This is a genomic window from Paraburkholderia sp. UCT31 (assembly GCF_014397655.1).
In the GTDB taxonomy this organism is placed as follows: Bacteria; Pseudomonadota; Gammaproteobacteria; order Burkholderiales; family Burkholderiaceae; genus Paraburkholderia; species Paraburkholderia tuberum.
The window spans coordinates 21,350-43,691 of the sequence record NZ_VZQP01000001.1 but is presented as its reverse complement, the minus strand read 5'-3'; the positions used below and the strand labels follow the sequence as shown (position 1 = coordinate 43,691).

Sequence of the window (22,342 nt, the reverse complement as noted above, 5' to 3'; positions counted from 1 at the left end):
CAGCGGCTCCTCATTGCTCGGCGCGCAGCATTCGCCGCAGGTGATAGACGATGTACACGAGCATGATGCCGAACAGCACCACCGCGATCGCCGCCGAATAGCCGATGCGGTAGTACTTGATCGCCTGGTCGTACATGAAATAGGCGAGCACCGTCGAGCTTTCGAACGGACCGCCGCCCGTCATCACCGAAATCAGATCGAAGCTGCGCAGCGCGCCGATGATCGTCACGACGATCGCCATGAACGTCGTAGGCCGCAACTGCGGCAGGATGACATGCCAGAGCATCGACCAACCCTGCGCGCCTTCCATTCGCGCAGCTTCGATCTGCTCGGCGTTCAACGTGGTCAAGCCGGTCAGATAAAGAATCATGCAGTACGCGGTTTGCGGCCACAGCGCCGCGAACACGATGCCGAGCGTCGCATAGCGCGGATCGCCGAGCACCGGCACGCCGTGGCCGAGCATCATTGCGAGCAGGCCAAAGGTCGGATCGTAGAACCATGAAAAGATCAGTCCGACCACGACCCCCGACAACACGAATGGCGCGAAAAACAGCGACTTGACGATGCGGATGCCCGCCACCGCCTGATTCAGATACAGCGCGACGGCGAGGCCCATCGGCGGTGCGAGCAAAAACAGCACGAGCCAGATCAGGTTGTTCTTGAGCGCCGTATAGAACGTGGGCGTATGGACCAGCTCGATGTAGTTCGCGAGGCCGATGAAGGTCGGCTCGGTCATCCCATCCCAGTTGAAGAAGCTAAGGCGGATCGTCGAGAGGATCGGCCACACCACGTACACGGCCACCATGAAGCAGGCCGGCGCGAGAAACAGGAACGCGGCGCGCCGCTGCCGCCGCGCGGTCGGCGTGGGACCGCGCCGGCGCGACGCGACCGACGCGCCGCCCAGCGCACCGCTCGACGCCGGCAAGCCCGGGCCGCCGGGTTCAACAGGACCGTCGACGCTATGACGGCTGACGGAATGCGACACGATCAATCTCCCGATCCAATCCGATGCATCGGACAGCGGCCTTGCGGCCGCCGCCGCTCACTTCTTGTAGATACGCTGACGCGTCTGCTCGAGCTGCGCGAGGATGTCGTCCAGTTTCGACGGATCGGAGACGAACTGCTGCATCCCCTTCATCCCTTCGTCGGCCATTTCCTTCGTCATGTCGCGATCGTAGAACTGCGCAATGCCGCCCTTCGTGTTCGACAGGATCTGGAAGCCGATCTTCGAAATCGGATCTTCAGGCTCCGGCGATTTGCTGTTCGCCGACAACGAGCCGAGTCCCTTTGCGAGTTGCGCACCGATCTGAGGCGTCTCGACGAACGCAAGGAACGTGTGCGCATCGGACTTGTTCTTCGCTTTCGACGGAATATGCAGCGATTCGACCGGTCCATCCTCGGCGGTCGGCACCTTGGAGTCGATGATCGGGAACTGGAAGTACCCCATTTGCGGCTTCACGTTGTCCGGGAAACCCGCCGCGATGAACGTCCCCATCAGCATCATGGCAGCCTTGCCCTGGAACAGGAACGGCTGCACCGCGTCGAGATCGTAGGACAGTGAATTGTTGATGAAGTAGCCGTCGTCGATCAGTTGCTTCCACGTCGTATAGACCTTCTTCACGCGCGGATCGGTGTACGGAATTTCGCCGGCCATCAGCTTCTGGTGAAACGCATTGCCGTTCAGGCGCAGATCGAGATAATCGAACCAGCCGGCCAGCGTCCAGGCATCGCGGCCCGCCACCGCGATCGGCGTAATGCCGGCGGCCTTCAGCTTTTTCGCGGCGTCGAGAAACTCGTCCCACGTTTTCGGCTCGCCCTTGATGCCGGCCTTCTCGAACAGGTCCTTGCGATAGAACATCCCCCACGAGTAGTACACGGTCGGCGCGGCATACTGCTTGCCCTTGTACGACGATGCTTCCTTCGTCGACGCATACATGTCGTTCCAGCCGTTCTTCTGCCAGTCGCCGGTCAGATCCTCGAACAGGCCACGCTGCGCGTAATACGCCATACGCTCGCCGTCGTGCCAGTTGACGATATCGGGCGCGACAGTCGAAAGCCAACCCGGCAACTGAACCTTGTAGGCTTCCTCATCGATGAACGATACCTTCACGTCGATCCCGGGATGCGCCTTCTTGAACTCGTCGACCACCTGCTGCCAAACCGCGCGCTGGCTCGCGCCCTTGTACGCGATGTTCAGCGCGAGCGTGGCCGCCTGCGCGGTGCCGACGACGACCGAGGTCCCCGCGGCAACCGCGGCCAGCGCGAGCGCCAACAGAATCTTGCGTGGTTTCAGTTTCATCCTGACTGTCTCCTTCATTCCATGGTTTTTACGTCGTTGTCGCTTCTATATCGAATGACTGCGTGGAATTGCCAAGGCCGGACTTCTATTGCGAGCGGTAGACCGCTACCCCTTGCGGCGCCACCTCCCGGGAGCCGATCACGAATGCGTCGTCGGAAATGTCGTCGAGCGCGTGGGTTCGATCGCCATAGTTGAACACATACGTCAGTCCGCCGCGACGGCTGATGCGCACGCTGTCGCCGAGTGCCTGCGTTTCGAGGCCCGCTTCCTGCGCGATGCGCGCGAACAGGCGCACGGTCAAGGCGTCGTCGAACAGGCTCGCGAAGTAGTGATACGCGCCGCTTCGCACGTACGCCGGATGATCGTCCGCGAAACGCGCGCGCACGTCGAATGAAGATGATGCATCGCTGTCGATGAAATCGCGCCAATGTCGCGCGAAGCCCTCGGCGGCACCGCCCTGCTGTTCCAGCACCACCGCTTCGGTCACGTTCGGCCGCATCGATTCGACGCGCCACACGCGCAGCGGCAGCACCGACGTCAATGCGCCCGGCGGCAGATTCGCCGGAATCCGCAGCTCGCGCGTCTTCGATCCGGTGCGTGGACCGAGCACGACCTGCGCGCCCGAGCGCGCGAGACGTTCGGCGAAATCGTCGGGCACGACCGGCAGCGGCGGCACGACGACGAGGCTATAACCATCGAACGATGCATCGGCCGGCACGACATCGACGTCGAGTCCAAGCGCGCGCAAAGCCGAGTAGTACTCGAACGCGAACCGCGGATAGTGAAAGTCCGCGCCCTGCGGATGAATCTCGAACAACCACTTCGCTTCATAGTCGTAGACGAGCGCGACTTTCGAGCGGATCGACGCATTGGCATCGGCGTTCGCGACGAGCACCGCGTGAATTTCGGACGCCACCCGCGATGCTTCATTGCCGCCGACGTCGAGCCGGTTATCGGGCGTATTGAGCCCCGCATGCATCTGCTCCTGCGCGAACGGCGCCTGACGCCAGCGGAAATACGACACGCAGCCCGCGCCGTGGGCGAACGCTTCCCAGCTCCACAGCCGCACCATGCCCGGCAGCGGCGCCGGATTCCATTGCGCCCAGTTCACCGGACCCGGCTGCTGCTCCATCACCCAGAACGGCAGCTTCGACATGCCGCGATAGACGTCGTGATTGAACGACGCGAAGTCCGGATGACCAGTGCGCAACCAGCGCGCCTTGATGTCCGGCGCGAACCACTGCTCTTCGAGCGCGCCGAGCGGATAGCTGTCCCACGTTGCGACGTCGAGATCGGCCGCGACCTTGTAGTGATCGAACTCGGTGAAGAGCTGCATGAAGTTGTGCGCGACGGGCCGCCCCGGCGAATGCGCGCGAATGATCTCGACCTGCATGCGGTTGTAGCGCGCCACTTCGTCGGATGCGAAGCGCCGGTAGTCGAGACGATGCGAAGGATGCGCCTCGGTCACGGTGCCGACCGGCGCGTCGATTTCGTCGAAGCCGCGGTACTCCATGCTCCAGAACACTGTGCCCCACGTCTCGTTCAACGCCTGGATCGTTCGATAACGCGCCTTCAGCCACTCGCGAAAGCGCGCGACCGCGGCCGGCGAATAGCTGACCACCGTGTGATGACAGCCAAACTCGTTATCGGTCTGCCAGAAAGCGACCGCCGGGTGCTTGCCGTAACGCTCGGCCACCGCCGTGCAAATACGACGCGACGCCTCGAAATACGCGGGCGACGAGAAGTCGTAATGACGCCGCGAGCCGAACGCGCGCGGACGTCCATCGGCGCCGATCGGCAGGATCTCCGGATGACGATCGATCAGCCACTTCGGCGGCGTCGCGGTCGGCGTACACATGACGACCTTCAGGCCAGCCGCGCCGAGCACGTCGACGGCACGATCGAGCCAGTCCCAGTCGTATTCGCCGGGAGTCGGCTCGATCCGGCTCCAGGCGAATTCCGCAATCCGCACCTGCTCGATGCCAAGCGCTTTCATCCGGCGCGCGTCGTCGTCCCACATCGACTCGGGCCAGTGCTCCGGGTAATAACAGACTCCAAGACGCATCCCTATGTCCCCAGTGTTTTTCAAGCGTAGTGTTCGACGGATTCGAGCGACGCGGCCGCGAAACCGTCCTCGGTAAACAGATGACAGGCCGTGCGCGACACCCGCAGGCTCGCGCGATCGCCTGGAGCGAGGCGCGTGTTGCCGGGCGCCTTGGCGATCAGAACGGCGCCGCCGGGTTGATCGAGGTGCACGTAGCTGTGTTCGCCAAGCTGCTCGACGAGCGATACGGTGCGCGCGAGCACGCCGTCTTGCGACGCGGCCGCATTGGTCGTGGCCGATGCATCGACGAACTGGAGATGCTCGGGACGCACGCCGAACGTGACCGGCTGCGCTGGCTGCAATCCGGCGCTGCTTACCGGCACACGCACGTTCTCGCCGGTGTGATCGAGCGTGACGAACACGCCCTGCGCATCGAGTGACGCCACCTTGCCCGGCAGGAAATTCATTCGCGGCGAGCCGATAAAGCCGGCCACGAAGCGGCTTTTCGGGCGGTGATACAGCTCGAGCGGCGCGCCGATTTGCGCGATGCTGCCGTAGCGCTCGGTGTCCTTGCCCGAATGCAGCAGCACGATCTTGTCGGCGAGCGTCATCGCTTCGATCTGATCGTGCGTCACGTAGACCACGCTCGCCTTCGCAAACTGCTTATGCAGACGCGCGATTTCGACGCGCGTTTGTCCGCGCAAGGTTGCATCGAGATTGGACAGCGGTTCGTCGAACAGAAACACGCCGGGCTCGCGAACGATCGCGCGGCCGATCGCGACGCGCTGCCGCTGCCCGCCCGACAGCGCCTTCGGCTTGCGCTCGAGCAGTGCCTCGAGTTGCAGGATGCGCGCGGCTTCACGCACCTTGCGCTCGATTTCATCCTTCGGGGTCTTCGCGAGTTTCAGGCCGAACGCCATGTTCTCGAACACGCTCATGTGCGGAAACAGCGCGTAGCTCTGGAACACCATCGCTACGCCACGCTGCGCGGCCGGCACGTCGTTGACGATCTTCCCGCCGATCGACAGGTCGCCGTCGGTCACATCCTCGAGTCCGGCGATCATGCGCAACAGCGTTGACTTGCCGCAACCCGACGGGCCGAGAAACACGCAGAACTCGTTTTCGCCGATGTCCAGATCGACGTTGCGAATCACCGGTGCACCGTCGCCATACGCCTTCTGCACGCCTCGTAACGAAATGCTCGCCATTGCATCGACTCCGTGATTTAATCGGCGCGAAGTCGGAGATTAAGCGCTTAATCAGCATGACCGAAAAATCGATCGCAAGGCGATCGTTGGTCTGTCTCCGATATCGTTTTGTACGTTGGTTCGATGAGATGTTGCCGCGCCTCGCGCCGCGACGCAAATGTCGGACAGCCATCCCAAATACTGGCCACATCATGCCCACACTCAGCGAAGTCGCGCGTCATGCCGGCGTCACGCCAGCGACGGTGTCCAACGTGCTGCGCAAGCGCGGCCGCGTTGGCGAAACGACCCGGCAACGCGTGCTCGAGGCAGTCGCGGCGCTCGGCTATCGCCCGCATCTCGCCGCACGCGCGCTCGCCGAGGGCCGCGCGCCGACGCTCGCGCTGATGGTGTCGAGCATCGCGAATCCGTTCTATCCGGAGTTCGCGCTCGCGGTCGAACGTGCTGCGCGTACGAGCGGCCACTTCGTGATCATCTGCAATACCAACGACGATCCGCTAAGCGGCCGCGCGTACCTCGACCAGATCGCCGGCACCTTGTCCGAAGGCGTGCTCGTGACCAACGCGAACCTCGATTTCGCCGATCTGCACGAGACCGAAGCGCGCGGCACGCCGGTCGTGCTGTGCATGTGGGAGCGGCCCACCGAGCCGCCCGGGCTGCCGTGCGTCGCGGTCGATTTCCGGCTGGCCGGCCAACTGGCCGGCGAGCATCTGCTCGAGCTCGGGCATCGGCGCTTTGGTGCGATCGTCGGCAGCAAGGCGTCGGGCATTCACGCGGCGCGCTTCGAAGGTTTCGTCGACGCGTTGCGCGCGGCCGGTGTGACGAGAAATCGCGTGCGACACGCGGCCGACACGATCCACGGCGGCTACCTGGCGGCCCGCGCGCTGCTCGAAGCCGATCCGCAACTCAGCGCGATCTTCGCGACCAATGATTTGCCTGCGCTCGGCGCGATGCACGCGGCCGCGGATCTCGGCCTGCGCGTGCCGGACGATCTGTCCGTGATCGGCATCACCGACATCCAGCTCGCGCGCGAGTCGCGCCCCGCACTGACGACGGTGGCGGTGCCGACGGTCGAGGTCGCCGGACTTGCAGTGGAACTGCTGCGCGAGTTGATCGAGACTTCGTACGGACAGCCGGGACGCGCCGCGCGGGACATGCCGGCGCCCGTGCCGATGCGGATTTCGTCCCAGCCGAATCTGGTCGTGCGCGCATCGACGGCCGCACCGCGTTCGCGTTGATGTGGCGGTTACAGCCGCGCCGCAAGGTTGCAGTTCGTAGCAGTTGGACCAGGCTCGGCCAGCTTGCCGCGCGTCAACTCGCGTGACGAGGCCGGCGCGCACCGACCGCCAACGCAATGCAGGCCAATACCGCGGAAACCGTCGCGAACGCGACGTTCGCCCACAAATGTCCGACCCGGGCCAGGACTTTCCCCAAGCCCAGAAGCGCCGCTTCGCACTGCAGCACGGCGCCAAAGCGTTACCACACAAGGCTTTCAGCCTGCACGCGGTTCGCTGCACAGCGATTTTCCGGGTTCACATTTCCTTGACGAGCGATCGCCCGCCTGCTGTACTAAATCAACCAAAGTGATTTAGGCGATTTCCTTCGGACCACATTGCATCGAAGCGTCATCGTCAAACGTCAAGCCCGCAGCTTCGCAGTTTCGATCTATCTGCAGTCCCATACGTCGTTGCCAATAACCGGAGGAGCGTCTCATGAATCTGAATTCCCACAGGCGTCCTGTCGCCAGGACAATCGCGTCGATGTGCGCCGCGGCAGCGGCGCTGTGGTGCGCAAGCGCGAGTCAGGCCGCCGACCAGCCCGTCATCGGTCTGATCACGAAGACCGATACGAACCCGTTCTTCGTCAAGATGCGCCAGGGCGCGGACGCGGCCGCTTCGAAAGACGGCGCGAAACTGATCACGGCCGCCGGCAAGTTCGACGGCGACAACGCGAGTCAGGTCACCGCGATCGAAAACATGATGACGGCCGGCGCGAAAGCAATCCTGATCACGCCGAGCGACACCAAGGCGATCGTGCCGAGCATCAAGAAGGCACGCGCGGCCGGTGTGATGGTCATCGCCCTCGATACGCCGACCGATCCGCAGGACGCAACCGACGCCCTGTTCGCCACCGACAACTTCAAGGCCGGCGTGCTGATCGGCAAATATGCGAAGGCCGCGCTGAACGGCAAGCCCGCGAAGATCGCCACGCTCGATCTCGCGCCGGGCGTGTCGGTCGGCGTGCTGCGCCACAACGGCTTCCTCGAAGGCTTCGGCATCAAGGAAGGCGATCCGTCGATCGTCTGCAGCCAGGACACGCGCGGCGATCAGGCGAAAGGCCAGACGGCGATGGAAAACTGCCTGCAGAAAGCGCCCGACATCAACGTGGTCTACACGATCAACGAACCGGCCGCAGCCGGCGCGTATCGCGCGCTGAAGGCGGCGGGTAAGGACAAGGGCGTGATGATCGTGTCGATCGACGGCGGTTGCGAAGGCGTGCGCAACGTGAAGGCCGGCGCGATCGCGGCGACCTCGCAGCAGTATCCGCTGAAGATGGCCGCGCTCGGCGTCACCGCCGGCGTCGACTACGCGAAAACCGGCAAGAAGGTCTCCGGTTATCACGACACCGGCGTCACGCTGATCACCGACAAGCCGATGTCCGGCATCGACAGCAAAGACACGACGTTCGGCCTCGACAACTGCTGGGGCAACAAGTAACGCGCATTGCACAGCGGCCCGTTGCGCGTCGTACCGGGCCGCCAATTGATTTGCCGCGTGACCTTCACGTCACGCTCATGTACCGAGGACTGCCATCATGTCGACCCCTTCCGCGCCCGCCGGCCGGCCGCGCCCGTCTTTCACCGAGCACCTGCCGTCGCTGTCCGAAATCGGACCGCTGATCGCGCTGGTGCTGGCCTGCGCATTCTTTGTCTCGCAGAGCAGCCGCTTTCTATCGTTCCAGAACCTGTCGCTGATCCTGCAACAGACGATGGTCGTCGCGGTCATCGCGATCGGCCAGACACTGATCGTGCTGACCGGTGGCATCGATCTGTCCTGCGGCATGGTAATGGCCTTCGGCTCGATCATCATGACGAAGTTCGCGGTCGTGCTCGGCGTGCCGCCGATCCTCGCGATTCTGTGCGGCATCGGCGCCAGCACCTTGTTCGGCTTACTGAACGGTCTGTTGATCACGCGCATCAAGTTGCCGGCGTTCATCGTCACCCTGGGTACGCTGAACATCGCGTTTGCGCTCACGCAGATCTACTCGAACGCGGAAAGCGTGTCGAACCTGCCCGATGCGATCATGTTCCTCGGCAGCACGTTCAGGCTCGGACCGGCGGAAGTCACGTACGGCACCGTGCTGACGCTGCTGATGTATCTGGCCACGTGGTTCGTGCTGCGCGACACGGTGCCCGGCCGGCATCTGTACGCGCTCGGCAACAACGCCGAGGCCGCGCGACTGATGGGCCTGTCGTCGCAGCGGATTCTGCTGACCGTCTACACGCTTGCCGGCGCGATCTACGGCATCGCCGCGCTGCTGTCGGTAGCGCGCACCGGTGTCGGCGATCCGCAGGCCGGGCAAACCGAGAACCTCGACAGCATCACCGCGGTCGTGCTCGGCGGCACGAGTCTGTTCGGTGGACGCGGCTCGATCGTCGGCACCTTGCTTGGAGCGCTGATTGTCGGCGTATTCCGTAACGGCCTGACGCTGATCGGTGTTTCCTCGGTGTACCAGGTATTGATCACCGGCATCCTCGTGATTCTCGCGGTCGCCGCCGATAAACTCTCGCACCGCGGCCGTTGATCCCGCACAGGAGCCTTGTCATGTCGACCTCCACCTCCTCTTCCATGTCCGCTGCGATGCCGGTTCTGCAGGCACGCGGGCTCGTCAAACGTTACGGCAACGTGACCGCGCTCGACGGTTGCGATTTCGAAGTGCTGCCCGGCGAGATCCTCGCGGTGATCGGCGACAACGGCGCGGGCAAATCGTCGCTGATCAAGGCGCTCTCGGGCGCCACGGTGCCCGACGAAGGCGAGATTCTGCTCGACGGCAAACCGGTCAAGTTCCGCAGTCCGCTCGATGCGCGAGCACAAGGCATCGAGACCGTGTACCAGGAACTCGCCGTCGCGCCGGCGATGAGCATCGCCGAAAACCTGTTTCTCGCCCGCGAGTTGCTGAAGCCCGGCTGGCGCGGCTCGCTGTTCAAGATGATCGACAAGCGCCGCATGCTCGACGAAGCGACCGCCGCCATGAAGGATCTCCAAATCGGCATCCGCTCGATGCGCCAGGCGGTCGAAACGCTGTCCGGCGGCCAGCGCCAGGGCGTCGCCGTTGCACGCAGCGCGGCATTCGCGCGCCACGTGGTGATTCTGGACGAGCCCACCGCCGCGCTCGGCGTGAAGGAAGGCAACATGGTGCTCGAACTGATCCGGCGCGTGCGCGAGCGTGGCCTGCCGGTGATTCTGATCAGCCACAACATGCCGCACGTGTTCGAGATCGCGGACCGCATCCATATCCAGCGGCTCGGACGGCGCGCGGCGCTCGTCAATACGAAGGATGTGCACATGTCGGAAGCGGTCGCGATCATGACCGGGGCGAAGGAAGCCGACGTGAAGGCGATCGCATGACGCGCCGCCCAATCCGCTGAGCCACGAGGCCGGTACACGACAATGGACACCCCCAGCACCAGCAGGCGTTCGCCGGTCAAACGCACGGTCGGTTCGAATCAGGTCGGCATGCGGCAATTCAACGAGCGCATCGTGCTGCAAACGATCCGCTTGCATGGACCACTGCCGAAGGCCGAGGTCGGCCGCCTCACGCGTCTTTCGATGCAGACGGTGTCGATGATCGTCGACCGGTTGATCGCCGACGGCCTGCTCGAAAAGCACGCGCGCGTGCGCGGCAAGATCGGCCAGCCGTCGGTGCCGATCGCGTTGTGCGCGGACGGCGCGTACACGATCGGTATCAAGGTCGGACGCCGCAGTCTCGACGTGCTCGCGATGGACTTCGCCGGGCGCATCGTATGCCGCGACGTATTCGAGTATGCGTATCCCGATCCGCGCGCGCTGTTCCCCGCGCTCGAAAACAAACTCGCGCGCGTGAACCAGACGCTCGGCGCGAAGGCGGGCAAGGTGGTCGGCGTCGGTGTCGCGGCGCCGTTGTGGCTCGGCGGCTGGCGCGACTTTCTCGGCGCGCCGTCCGACGCGCTCGACGCCTGGAACGACATCGATCTGCGCGCGCGCATCGCGACGATAACCGGCCTGCCCGTCGAGTTCGCCAAAGACACCACGGCCGCCTGCGCGGCCGAACTCGTGATGGGCCAGGGCCGCGGCATCCACAACTTCCTGTATCTGTTCGTCGGCACCTTCATCGGCGGGGGTCTCGTGATCGACGGACGTCTGCATGGCGGTCCGCACGACAACGCGGGCGCGGTCGGTTCGATCCCGCTGCGCGAAGGCGGCGCACGCAAACCCGCGCGGCAGTTGCTGCACGCGGCATCGGGCTTCGTGCTCGAACGACTGTTCAGCGATGCGGGCGCGCCGGCGGCCGCGGCGCATGATCATCGCGCGTTGTCGCCCGAGTTGTGGCGGCATACCGAGCGATGGCTCGACAGCGCGTGCCCGGCGATCGCGAATGCGCTAACCAATGCGGCCGCGTTGCTCGATCTCGAAGCCGTCGTGATCGACGGCGAGTTCGACCGGCTATTGCTGCGCGAGATCATTCGCCGCACCGAGCGCGTGCTCGATCGTTTCGAATGGGAAGGGATGGTGCGGCCGCAATTGCTCGAAGGCGCGATCGGCGCCGATGCCCGCGCGATGGGCGGTGCGATTCTGCCGCTATATGCGCATTTCGCGCCGGTGCATGAGCTGTTCCTGAAGCCGGCGGCGTCGGAGGCAGGTTATGACGAGCGGTGAGCGATTCACTGCGCGGCAACTTTCGTCGCCGCAGGCGTCGATCCCGCCGGCGCCGCGGTCACGGTTTGCTGAACCGGCTTGTCGAGCAGCGGCTGCAACGCCGGTGCCATCGACTTCAGCAACTGCACCGCCAGCGCACTCGTGAAGTCGTAACGCGCGGCATACGGCTCGTGCACCCACGCGGTCAACGTGCCGTAGAAGCGGTCGCCGAGCGCGAACACGAAGGTCGCGCTGCGATTCACCTTGCGCGACTCGATCAACCGCGCGCCCTTCGCGTACACGTTCAAGCGCTGATCGCCGGTGCCGGTCTTGCCATAGACTTCGAGCGTTTCGCCGTCCGGGAACGTCATGCCTTGCGCGAGACGCCTCGCGGTGCCACCCGTCACGACGTCGCGCAACAGCATCCGCACCTCCCCGGCAATCTCCGGCGACACCTGCTGCTGCGGCGCGACCACCGCGCGGCTGAAATGCGTTTCGTACGGCGTGTCCTTCGCGAAGTCGATTTGCGTCAGCGTTTCGGTCGGCACCTTGTTGCCGCCGTTCGTGATCACGCCGATCAGTTGCGCGAGCGCCGCCGGACGGTCGCCCGACGCGCCGATCGCCGCCGCATACGACGGCGTCAGCGTCGCGAACGGATAGCCGAGCGCCTGCCACGATTTGCCGATCGCGTCGTAGGCGCGCAGCTCGACCATGCGCTTGATGCGGTGATCCTGGGTCACGTGATAGCGCGTTTTGAAGAGCCACGAGTAAGTCGACAGACGCACGTCCTGGCTCGCGGCTTCGATCTGCGCAAGCGTCGCATCCGGATGCGAGCGCAGGTAGTTCAGCGTCCATAGTTCGAGCGGATGCACACTCGAAATATAGCCGCGGTCGTTCAGGTTAAAGCGGTTGATGCCGTACTTGTCGTACAGATTCGCGAGATCTTCGTCGTCAAGCATCGAAGCCGCCGGCGTGTTCTTCAGCGCCGCATACATCATCTTGTTGAACCACGCGTTCGATTGATCCGGTGCGACGCTGCGCAACGCGGTCGCCACTTTCGGGGGCGACTTGCGCACCCCGAGCAGCAATAGCGTGATCTGCTGATCAGGCGTCTTGCCGTGGTACTTGGTGTAGAAACGCTTCATGTACACGCGGCTTTCCTGATCGGCGAAACGTGTCAGGTACATCTTGCGGGTCGCCGGATCGCCGAGCCATTGCGACGACGGCCCGGTGGTCTGCACCATTTCATAGTGCACGATATCGCGCATCAGCCGCACGAACACGAGGTTCACCGAATGCTGGAACGCGCGATGCACGGTCAGGATGCGGCTGTTGTCGTCGGACTCGAAGTTCGTGAAGGTCTGCGCGCCGCCGCCCGTAAAGAACGTTTCGCCCGGGCTCGCCGAGTATTTACGCTCGACGGCGGCGTCGAGCATAGGCTGCAGCGAATGGTCGCGCGTGTGCAGCAGATAGTCGATCGCCCAGCGCGTCAGCCGATCGTTCGGATCGGGCGTGATCGCCTTCAGCTCGGCATTGCTCAGCGATGCGTACCGTGTGTGCAAATCGGTGACGATCTGCAGATACGTGATGACGGTGCGCAGTTTCGCGGTCGAGCCGAGGTTCAGGCGCGCGCCGGAATTGATGTCGAACGGCTGGTTCACGCTATCGGTCTGCACGCGCACGAGGTTCGCGTCGCCTTGCCGCTCGAACAGCGTGAAGCTGTAGGCGATATGCGACGGATCGTCGGACCCGCGCAACATTTCGTAGCCGACGAGACCCGCGGCCTTCGCGCCGTCTTTCGTCGCGGCGGCGGCGAGGCGCTCGGCAACGGCTTGTTGCACGTCATTGTTGAGCGTGCCTGTCGCCTGCACATCGAGGCGGTCCAGTTCATAGAAACTACGCACGCCGAGCGCGGCGAGCAGATGCGAGCGCATCGACGTGACGGCCTTGCGCGACACGAACGAACCGAGATCCGGTGTGCTGCGCGGCGCGCGATGCAGTTCGACGTGCGCCGCCAGCGCCGCGTCGCGCAGCTGCTCGGTGATCACGCCGCCACTCGCGAGCAGCCGCATGTAGCTGTCGGTCAGCCGTTCGAGCTCGGGATAGCCGCGCTGCAGAAAAAACGACGGCGCGCGCTGCGCGATCATCAGCGACAGCACTTCGCGAAACGCCAGACCCTGGTCGGGCAGATTTGCATCGGTCGACGGCGCCTTCAGCAGCCGGTTGGTCTCGCGGAAATCGCGCCCATACCAGGCGGCGAGCCCATCGCCGATACCGTTGATTTCGCCGACGCCGGGCTGCGCGGCAAGCGGCACCGAGTTCAGATAATGGACCACGATCTGTTCGCGCGCGGGCAGCGTTTGCGGTCCGTTCAGATAAGCGCGCACCGACGCCGACGCGATTTGCCGCAGCTTTTCCGGCGGCGTCGCGGTGCGGCCGCCCGCCGAGTGACGGAATTTCTCGATCTGCGTCGCGAGCGTGCTGCCGCCGGGCGTCTGCTGATGACGATCGAACACGCGCGCGCCCTGGTCGACGAGCGCGCGGCTGAAGCGCCCCCAGTCGATCGCCGGATTGCGGTTCGGCTGATCCGGATCGAGCAGATAGCGATCTTCGATGAACAGCAGCGAGTTCACCACGAGCGGCGGAATCGCGTCGAAGCTGTCGTACACGCGACCGGGAAACTGAGCGCTGTATAGCGGCACGCCGGTGCCGTCGAACAATTGCAGGCCGGCCGTGTCTTTTTCGTCGTAAGGCAGGAACAGGCCGTCATCGGCTAGCGAAAGCATGCGTTCTGAATCGCGCGCCTGCGAGCTGATTTCGAAGCCATGTTGCAACAGACGCTGCTGGATAGCCGGCAACAGCGCGTAGCCGAGGCGCGCGTCGTACGGGCCCTTGTCGGCTTGCGGAAAGCGGATGGAATGACTGGGACCGTCGGTGACCGAAAAAGCGACGTCGCGGGTCAGCTCGGAAAGGTACCGCGCCTGCAGTCGCGAGGTCTCGATCTCGATCTGCACGAGCCGCGCAATCAGCGCCACCGCGAGCAGCAAAAACGCGCCAAGCCCCCATTTGAGCCAACGCCAACTCCGCACGGGCACGGTGCTGGTCACGCGAAGCGGAAACCGAAGCGGTGGCCGATTCATGGCTGCTCTCCCCGAGCGATGGCCAGGGCGTCGAGCCTGGCTCAGTTCATTCAAACCAGTGTAGCTCGGAACGAGAAACCCTCATCGGTTCGGATTGATGCGACAGTGTCGCGGCTACAACACCTGCTGGCGTCGGATGACAAAACGCGAACCGGCATGAGATATTGAAGCTCTTTTCACACGAATAACAAACCGCCTGTTCGGGCGGTTTTGCCGTTTCTGGCGGCCCTTGCCGAAAGAAAGTCGCTTTTTGGCTGGCATTCTTACCGACAACCGGGCGGACAGCTGAGCAGCCTGTTTGCGCCGCGCCTAAATTCGCGCTTTCGTCTGTGCACGCAACAGCGCGATAAACCGTTCCGCCGGCGGCGACAGCACGCCGCCTTTGCGCGTGACGATGCCGAACGTCTGCGATGGCGATTTGAGCCTGACCGGCACGACGCGCAGCATCTTGTGCCGCACGAACGGCCCAGCAATTGCACTCGGCAGCAGCGAAACGAGTTCGGCGCTGCTTTGCAGCAGTGCAACTGTCACGAATGTGGAAGCCGTCGAAATCGGATTGTCGGGCATGTCGAGGCCGGCGAGATCCATCTCGCGTTCGAGCAGCGCATGCAGCGGCATGTGTGACGGATACATGACCCAGCGATGCCCGGCGAGATCGCGCAACATCATCTCGCGGCGCGGCAACGGCGCATGCTGATAACCGACCACCACCGCCAACGGCTCGTCGCCGAGCGGACGATACTGATACTTCGACGGATCGGCCGCGACCGCCGCTCGGCCGACCACCAGATCGAGCCGCCCGTCGTCGAGCTGCGCGAGCATTCGTGCGCTGGTGTCCTCGACCACTTCGATCGCCAGACCCGGTTGCGCCGCATGCAATTGATTCAGCGCGGGCACCACGCAGTCGGGAATCGCGCCCATGATCGCGCCGAGCGCGAGCCGCCCGCCGCGCCCCGAACGAATTTCGGCGACGTCCTGGCAGAGCGCGGTGAGGTCCGACGTCACGACGCGCGCATATCGGATCACGCAATGACCGAGCTGGTTCGGGATCATGCCGCTTTTCGAGCGCTCGAAAAGCGGCGCGTCGAGCATCGATTCGAGCTCCTGCAGCGCCTTGCTCGCCGCCGATTGCGTCATCGACATCACGCCGGCCGCTTTGTGCAGCGATTTGTGATCGTCGAGCGCGATCAGCAGATGCAGTTGCTTCATGCGCAGCTTCGACAGCAGGACGCTGAGCGTGTCTTTCATCGGTGGGGTGAGTCGCAAAAGCGATCACGATATGGAAACAATTCAATATACCCGCGAGGCCCAGCGCCGTATAGTCGCCGAAGGAGACATTCATCCAGTTGCGCCGCCCGTTCGCGGGCTCGAGCGCAATCCTTCCATCCCCGTACGGACCACATCGCCATGAGCCAAGCGTCACACTCTCCCGCCCTGCGCGGCGTCTTCCCCGTCGTGCCGACGATCTTCGACGACGCCGGGCGTCTCGACCTCGAAGGTCAGAAGCGCTGCCTCGATTTCATGATCGACGCCGGCTCGAACGGCCTGTGCATTCTCGCGAACTTCTCCGAGCAGTTCGCGCTGTCCGACGACGAGCGCAACACACTGATGCATCTCGCGCTCGAACATGTCGCGGGCCGCGTGCCGGTGATCGTCACGACCACGCACTTCAGCTCGTACCAGTGCGCGGAGCGCAGCCGCGCAGCGCAGGCCGCGGGCGCCGCGATGGTGATGGTCATGCCGCCGTATCACGGCGCGACGATCCGCATCGGCGAGCGCGGCATCTACGAGTTCTATCGTACGGTGTCCGATGCCATCCAGATTCCGATCATGATCCAGGACGCGCCGGTCAGCGGCACGCCGTTGTCCGCGCCGTTCCTCGCTCGCATGGCGCGCGAGATCGACAACGTGTCGTACTTCAAGATCGAAACGCCGCAGGCCGCGAACAAGCTGCGCGAGCTGATCGAACTGGGCGGCGACGCGATCGTCGGTCCGTGGGACGGCGAGGAAGCAATCACGCTGATGGCCGACCTCGATGCGGGCGCGACCGGCTCGATGACGGGCGGCGGTTATGCCGATGGCATCCGCCTGATCGTCGATGCCTATGCGGCCGGTGATACCGAGGCCGCCGCCGCGCACTATCAGCAGTGGCTGCCGCTGATCAACTACGAGAATCGCCAGGGCGGCCTCGCATCGTGCAAGGCGCTGATGAAAGAAGGCGGCGTGATCGGTTCGGACGCGGTGCGTCACCCGCTGCCGCAGATGCATCCGGCGACGCGCGAAGGACTGTTGAAGATCGCACGCCGGCTCGATCCGCTGGTGTTGCGCTGGGGTCGATAACGCAGAACGAAGCGCGGCGGGGCGCCTGTCGACGTGCGGGCTCACGCGGGCTGGACGGGCACACGCGATTGCCGCTAACCTAGGGCGTGTCCACAAGCTCGCGCCTCATGCAAAGTTTCTACGAAGCCACCGTCACCCGCTCCTCCGCCTGCGCGCCGCTCAACGGCCGACGCAGCGCGCACGTCTGCATCGTCGGCGGCGGACTTGCGGGACTCTCCACCGCGCTGGGACTCGCCGAACGCGGCGTCGAAGACGTCGTCGTGCTCGAGGCGCAGCAGGTCGGCTTCGGCGCATCGGGACGCAACGGCGGCTTCGTGTTCGGCGGCTACAGCCTCGATTGCGCCGACCTGCTGAAGACGCTCGGGCCGACTCGCGCGCGCGAACTCTATGCGCTGACCACCGACGCGGTCGAGCTGATGCGCAAGCGAATTGCGCGCTATCGGATCGATTGCGACGCGACCGATGCCGGCGTGATCCTCGCGAACTGGTTCGACGAACCTGCGCGTCTCGAAGCCCAACGGCGTCTGATGCGCGATTCGTTCGGCATCGACTGGGAACCGATCGCTGCCAACCAACTCGCCGCGCAACTGAAAACGAGCCGCTATCACGGCGGCCTGTTCGAGCGCAACGCGTTCCATTTTCATCCGCTCAAATACGTTGTCGGCGTCGCCGCGGCGGCCGCGCAAGCGGGCGTGACGATCCACGAGCGCTCGCCGGCCGTCAGCTTGCGGCGCGACGGCGCGGGCTTCGTCGTCGAGACGCCGCAAGGTGCGCTCGACGCGCGTCACGTCGTGATGGCGGGCGGCGGCTATGCACGCAACGTGTACGCGCGCGTCGAGCGCGCAGTGCTGCCTATCGCCACCTACGTGATGGCAACGGAGCCGCTCGGCGAACGCTTGCACGACGCAATCGCCACACGCGCCGCGATCTATGACACCCGCTTCGCGTTCGACTACTACCGCCCGTTGCCCGACACGCGCATCCTGTGGGGCGGCCGCATCTCCGTGCGCGACCGCGAGCCCGAGGCGATCGCGCGTCTGTTGCGACAGGACCTGCTGAAGGTCTATCCGCAGCTGCGCGACGTGCGCATCGAGCACGCATGGGGCGGCCTGATGAGCTACGCGCGACACAAGATGCCGCAGATCGGCCAAAGCACGGACGGCGTCTGGTACGCGGTCGGTTTCGGCGGACACGGCATGGCGCCGACCACGGTGTCGGGCGAACTGCTGGCCGCGGCTATCTCCGGTGAACGGCCGGTGCCCGACGCGTTCGCGACCTTCGGCCTCGCGCGCACGTACGGCGCGCTCGGCCTCGCGGCCGCGCAGCTCACGTACACCGCGATGCAAACACGCGACGCACTCGCCGCGCGCCGCCGGCCCACGCGCCCGGTCGCGTAAGCGCCACGCAAGCTCCTTCGAGATGCCTTCGTCGATGCCCGGGACCCACGCCAGAGGCCCGTTTCGCCATGCTAGAATGCGCCGTCACTGCCGCTCGAAACCACAATGAAAAAGGGAAGCAAGGCCGCCGAGCCTGATACCAACGGCATCGTGTCTGGCACGCCGCACGCCGACGCGCGACGTACCGGCGCCAGGCGTACCGACGCCCCGCGTGTGGACGCCCCACGCAAATACGATCCCGAGCAGACTAAGCGCAACATCCTCGACGTCGCGACCCAGGAGTTCTCCGCGATGGGGCTGACGGGTGCCCGCGTCGACGCGATCGCGGAACGCACGAACACCACCAAGCGCATGCTGTACTACTACTTCGGCAGCAAGGAAGGGTTGTACCAGGCGGTGCTGGAAAAGGTGTATGGAGACATTCGCGCGCTCGAACAGGACCTGCACATCAGCGAACTCGATCCGGTCGAAGGCATGCGCGCGCTGGTCGAATTCACGTTCGACTACCACGACCGCCAGCGCGATTTCGTGCGCCTCGTGACGATCGAAAACATTCACGGCGCGAAGTACGTCGAGCAGGTCAAGACGTTCAAAGGACGCAACGTCACCGTGATTCACACGATCGAGGATCTGCTCGCGCGCGGCATCGCGGCGGGTCAGTTCCGCAGCGACATCGATCCGATCGATCTGCATCTGATGATCAGCTCGCTGTGTTTCCATCGCGTGGGCAACCGGCATACGTTCGGCACCGCGTTTGGGCGCGATCCGTCGCATCCGCGGCTGCGGGCGCGGCATCGGGCGATGATCGTCGATGCGATCTTGCGGTTCGTGAAGAAGGACGATTGACGCCGGTTGCGCGGCGACCGGCTGAAATGGAAACGGGATGTGGTGAAAGCCACATCCCGTTTTTTGTCGCTTCGAGAAACGCAGCGCGTTCAGCGGGAAGACTCAATCCACCAGCACGATCCGCTTGATATCGCCGACGACGAAGATATACGACAGCGCGCCGATCAACGCGATGACACCGATAAACACCAGCGCGCCCACGAACGAACCGGTCGCCGCGACGATCAGGCCCACCACGAGCGGCGTCACGATACCCGCCAGGTTCGCGGCGAAGTTGAAGATGCCGCCGGTCACGCCGAGCAAGCCCTCGGGCGCGATATCCGACACCAGCGTCCAGCCGAGCGCGGCCATGCCCTGCGCGAAGAACGCCACCGACAGAATCGCGATCACCACGACGTTGCTCTCGACATAGTTGGCGAGAATGATCGTCGACGCGAGCAGCAGACCCGCGATGATCGGCAGCTTGCGCGCGACGTTCGGCGATTTGCCACGGCGCAGCAGCCAGTCGGAGAATATGCCGCCGAACATCACGCCGATCGAAGCCGCGATGAACGGCATGATCGCGAAGAAGCCGATCTTCAGCCAGGCCATATGACGTTCGGTGGCGAGATACGTCGGGAACCACGTGAGGAAGAACACCAGCGTCGAATTGCCCGCGAACTGGCCGAGGCAGATGCCGGTCAACTGGCGATGCTTGAGCAGCTGGCCGATCGTGCCCCATTGGAAGCCGCTCTTCTTCGATGCCGCCGCATCAGGTGTACCCGCGGCCGCACCCGCTACATCCTTGTTGCGTTGCGTGAGACCGCCGCCCGCCTCGATATAGTCGAGCTCTTCCTGATTCGCCGACGGATGATCGCGCGGCTCGCGATACAGCAGCCACCACACCACGCCGAACGCGATACCGACGCCGCCGACCACGAGGAACAGCGAGCGCCAGCCGAATGCGCCCATCAGCATGAACAGGAACGGGCTGAAAAACGCGAGGCCGATATATTCGCCGACCGTGTAGGTGCCGGTCGCCATCGCGCGCTCGCTTTGCGGAAACCACGTGGCGACCACGCGGCTATTGGTCGGAAAGCATGGCGCCTCCGAAACGCCAAGGCCGAGACGGAAGGCGAACAGCCCGCCGATGCTCCCCACGAGCCCTTGCGCGAGCGTGCAGAGCGACCAGAACGTCATCGACAGGAAGTATGTGAGCTTGCTGCCGAAGCGGTCGAGAAACAGACCGCCCGGAATCTGCGAGGCCACGTAGCTCCACGAAAACACGGAGAACAGCAGGCCCATCAGCGCGGCGTTGATGCCAAGCTCCTTCGTCAGCTGCGGTGCCGCGATGCCGAGCACGGTGCGGTCGAGATAGTTGATCATCGTGCCGACCGCGAGCAGCGCGAGGATCTTGTAACGGGCTTTCGAACGGCGCGCGGGGCTCGCCGCCTTGTTCTGCGCGGGCGAGCCCGCGGAGCTGGATTGGAACGATTGCGTCATGGCGTGCTTGTCTCCTCGATCAGCTTGGGTGCCGGTCTCTACGCGGCCGGTTAGCGTTGCAACAACGATTGAAAGTGGGTGTAGACGCGCTCGGCGTCCGGCTCGAGGCCCGTGAAAATACGCATGGCGTCGACCGCCTGGTAGACCGCCATGCCGCCGCCACTCAGCGTGCGGCAGCCAAGCGCCTCGGCCGCCTGCAGCAGCGCGGTGCGAATCGGGAAATAGACGATGTCGGCGACCCACAGGTCGCGGTGCAGCAATTCGGCCGGCAGCGGCAGGCCCGGCATTTTAGCCATACCGGTCGGGGTAGCGTGAATCAGCCCTTGCGCGGCGCCGAGCGATTCTTCGAGCGACGTGCCCGCGCTGACCTTGGCTTTCGGGAAACGCGCCTGCAACTCGTCGGCGAGCGACTGCGCGCGGGCGGCATCGACGTCGAACAGCGTCAGCGACTGCGCGCCCATGTTCAGCGCCGCATGCGCGACCGCCGCGCCGGCGCCGCCGGCGCCAAGCTGCACGACGCGTTCCAGCGACACGTCCGGCAAGCCGCGCTGGAACGCACGCGCGAAGCCGGACCAGTCGGTGTTGTGACCGATGCGCTTGCCGTCCTTGAACAGCACGGTGTTGACCGCGCCGAGCGCGCGGGCGTCGTCCGACAGTTCGTCGAGCAGCGGAATCACCGCCTGCTTGCACGGATACGTGATGTTCAGGCCGTTGTAACCCATCCGTTCGGCCGCCGTCAGCAGCTCCGGCAGCGCGGCGGTGTCGAGCTTCTGCGCATCGAGATCGATGCGTCGATAGACATAGTGCAGTCCGAGCTTGCTGCCCTCTTCCTCGTGCATCGCGGGCGTGAGCGAACCGCTGATGCCCGAGCCGATCAGGCCGACCAGAAAGGAGTGGGGAGTGGCCCGCAAGCTCGCCTGCGCATTGGCCAACGCGGCGATCTGCGCGTCGGTCCGGGAATTTCCCCGGGTGTTCGCTTGAGTGTTCATTTCGCCGCCCTATTCTTAAGAATCGTCGCCATCCGTTCCAGCGCGAGCACATAGCCCTGCGTGCCACAGCCGACGATGATCGCGTCCGCCACCGCCGACACGTACGAGTGATGCCGGAACGCTTCGCGCCGATGCACGTTCGAGATATGCACCTCGATGACAGGCTTTTCGATCGCGCTCAATGCGTCGGCGATCGCGACCGACGTATGGGTGTAAGCGGCCGGATTGATCACGATGCCGTCGACCTTGGTGCGCGCCGCGTGCAGCCAGTCGATCAGCTGATGCTCGGCGTTCGACTGGCAGAAGTCGATCGCGAGGTCGAGGCGCTCGCCCGCGTCGCGGCACAGCTTCGCGACGTCGTCGAGCGTTTGCGCGCCATAGATGGCCGGCTCGCGCGTGCCGAGCAGATTGAGGTTCGGTCCGTTCAGGACCAGTACGGAGGCAAAGCTCATGACAACGACTCCCGCAAAATAAGGCGCGACTCGAACCGCGGCACCCGCGGCGGTTCTTCGACGCATGGCGAAGTGTGCGCGCATCGGCCGTCGTCGTCATTCGGGGTTTCTACGAATTTGTACCATCTAGTTAGTTTGTATAGACTATCGAAACTCCCGGGTAGTGTGGAGTATTCCGGCCTGCGTCTTGCTTCAGTGCGTAACGAACTCGCTCATTTTTGCGCATTGCAGCAAGCCCGGCAGGCCGCGCCTCC

At 64.4% G+C, this 22,342-nt stretch carries 17 protein-coding genes; 8 read left to right on the top strand and 9 right to left on the bottom strand.

Features of this window, described 5'->3' with window-relative positions; genetic code table 11:
* Positions 1-10: 10 nt before the first annotated feature.
* The 4 genes from F6X40_RS00220 to F6X40_RS00205 all read right to left on the bottom strand — a co-directional run bounded on the left by F6X40_RS00220 (position 11) and on the right by F6X40_RS00205 (position 5,551).
* Positions 11-985 carry a carbohydrate ABC transporter permease gene (locus F6X40_RS00220; protein WP_187626433.1) on the bottom strand — a complete coding sequence of 325 codons (975 nt, stop codon included), beginning with the start codon at positions 983-985 and terminating at the stop codon, positions 11-13.
* A 57-nt stretch (positions 986-1,042) separates the two neighbouring features.
* Positions 1,043-2,299 (bottom strand): ABC transporter substrate-binding protein, encoded by a 1,257-nt coding sequence (locus F6X40_RS00215; RefSeq protein WP_184062986.1) that lies wholly within the window; start codon positions 2,297-2,299, stop codon positions 1,043-1,045.
* 85 nt (positions 2,300-2,384) lie between these two features.
* On the bottom strand, positions 2,385-4,364 hold the full coding sequence (locus F6X40_RS00210; protein ID WP_187626432.1) for a beta-galactosidase: 1,980 nt from the start codon (positions 4,362-4,364) through the stop codon (positions 2,385-2,387).
* 20 nt (positions 4,365-4,384) lie between these two features.
* Positions 4,385-5,551: an ABC transporter ATP-binding protein gene (locus F6X40_RS00205; protein WP_187626431.1), complete on the bottom strand. Its 1,167-nt coding sequence runs from the start codon at positions 5,549-5,551 to the stop codon at positions 4,385-4,387.
* Positions 5,552-5,742: 191 nt separating this feature from the next.
* Here F6X40_RS00205 and F6X40_RS00200 point away from each other — a divergent pair, with 191 nt between their 5' ends.
* From F6X40_RS00200 to F6X40_RS00180, 5 genes are all read left to right on the top strand, one after another.
* Positions 5,743-6,786, top strand: coding sequence for a LacI family DNA-binding transcriptional regulator (locus F6X40_RS00200; RefSeq protein WP_187626430.1), 1,044 nt, complete (start codon positions 5,743-5,745; stop codon positions 6,784-6,786).
* Positions 6,787-7,260: 474 nt separating this feature from the next.
* Positions 7,261-8,265 (top strand): sugar ABC transporter substrate-binding protein, encoded by a 1,005-nt coding sequence (locus F6X40_RS00195; protein ID WP_187626429.1) that lies wholly within the window; start codon positions 7,261-7,263, stop codon positions 8,263-8,265.
* A 97-nt stretch (positions 8,266-8,362) separates the two neighbouring features.
* The gene (locus F6X40_RS00190) at positions 8,363-9,352 is read left to right on the top strand and encodes an ABC transporter permease (RefSeq protein WP_184062995.1); all 990 of its coding nucleotides are present in this window, start codon (positions 8,363-8,365) and stop codon (positions 9,350-9,352) included.
* Positions 9,353-9,372: 20 nt separating this feature from the next.
* Positions 9,373-10,176, top strand: a complete 804-nt coding sequence (locus F6X40_RS00185; protein WP_184062996.1) for an ATP-binding cassette domain-containing protein — start codon at positions 9,373-9,375, stop codon at positions 10,174-10,176.
* A 42-nt stretch (positions 10,177-10,218) separates the two neighbouring features.
* Positions 10,219-11,463, top strand: a complete 1,245-nt coding sequence (locus tag F6X40_RS00180; protein ID WP_187626428.1) for an ROK family transcriptional regulator — start codon at positions 10,219-10,221, stop codon at positions 11,461-11,463.
* Positions 11,464-11,468: 5 nt separating this feature from the next.
* On the opposite strand, the gene F6X40_RS00175 is transcribed toward F6X40_RS00180, so the two are convergent.
* Together F6X40_RS00175 and F6X40_RS00170 are read right to left on the bottom strand one after the other, a co-directional pair.
* Positions 11,469-14,582 carry a transglycosylase domain-containing protein gene (locus F6X40_RS00175; protein WP_187626427.1) on the bottom strand — a complete coding sequence of 1,038 codons (3,114 nt, stop codon included), beginning with the start codon at positions 14,580-14,582 and terminating at the stop codon, positions 11,469-11,471.
* A gap of 309 nt (positions 14,583-14,891) precedes the next feature.
* Complete coding sequence (locus tag F6X40_RS00170) at positions 14,892-15,830, bottom strand: LysR family transcriptional regulator (protein WP_187626426.1); 939 nt, start codon at positions 15,828-15,830, stop codon at positions 14,892-14,894.
* Between the two features lie 159 nt (positions 15,831-15,989).
* On the opposite strand from F6X40_RS00170, the gene F6X40_RS00165 reads away from it, so the two are divergent.
* From F6X40_RS00165 to F6X40_RS00155, 3 genes are all read left to right on the top strand, one after another.
* The gene (locus F6X40_RS00165; protein ID WP_184025420.1) at positions 15,990-16,922 is read left to right on the top strand and encodes a dihydrodipicolinate synthase family protein; all 933 of its coding nucleotides are present in this window, start codon (positions 15,990-15,992) and stop codon (positions 16,920-16,922) included.
* A gap of 107 nt (positions 16,923-17,029) precedes the next feature.
* Complete coding sequence (locus F6X40_RS00160) at positions 17,030-18,319, top strand: NAD(P)/FAD-dependent oxidoreductase (RefSeq protein WP_187626425.1); 1,290 nt, start codon at positions 17,030-17,032, stop codon at positions 18,317-18,319.
* A gap of 105 nt (positions 18,320-18,424) precedes the next feature.
* Positions 18,425-19,165, top strand: a complete 741-nt coding sequence (locus tag F6X40_RS00155; RefSeq protein WP_090806910.1) for a TetR/AcrR family transcriptional regulator — start codon at positions 18,425-18,427, stop codon at positions 19,163-19,165.
* 102 nt (positions 19,166-19,267) lie between these two features.
* On the opposite strand, the gene F6X40_RS00150 is transcribed toward F6X40_RS00155, so the two are convergent.
* Genes F6X40_RS00150 through aroQ form a run of 3 tightly spaced genes read right to left on the bottom strand, consistent with a single transcriptional unit; the run spans position 19,268 to position 22,088 of the window.
* On the bottom strand, positions 19,268-20,647 hold the full coding sequence (locus F6X40_RS00150) for an MFS transporter (protein WP_187626424.1): 1,380 nt from the start codon (positions 20,645-20,647) through the stop codon (positions 19,268-19,270).
* A 50-nt stretch (positions 20,648-20,697) separates the two neighbouring features.
* Positions 20,698-21,636, bottom strand: coding sequence for a shikimate dehydrogenase (locus F6X40_RS00145; protein WP_187626423.1), 939 nt, complete (start codon positions 21,634-21,636; stop codon positions 20,698-20,700).
* Positions 21,633-22,088, bottom strand: a complete 456-nt coding sequence (gene aroQ / locus F6X40_RS00140) for a type II 3-dehydroquinate dehydratase (protein WP_184063010.1) — start codon at positions 22,086-22,088, stop codon at positions 21,633-21,635. Before aroQ ends, F6X40_RS00145 begins: the two co-directional genes overlap by 4 nt.
* Positions 22,089-22,342 lie beyond the last annotated feature (254 nt).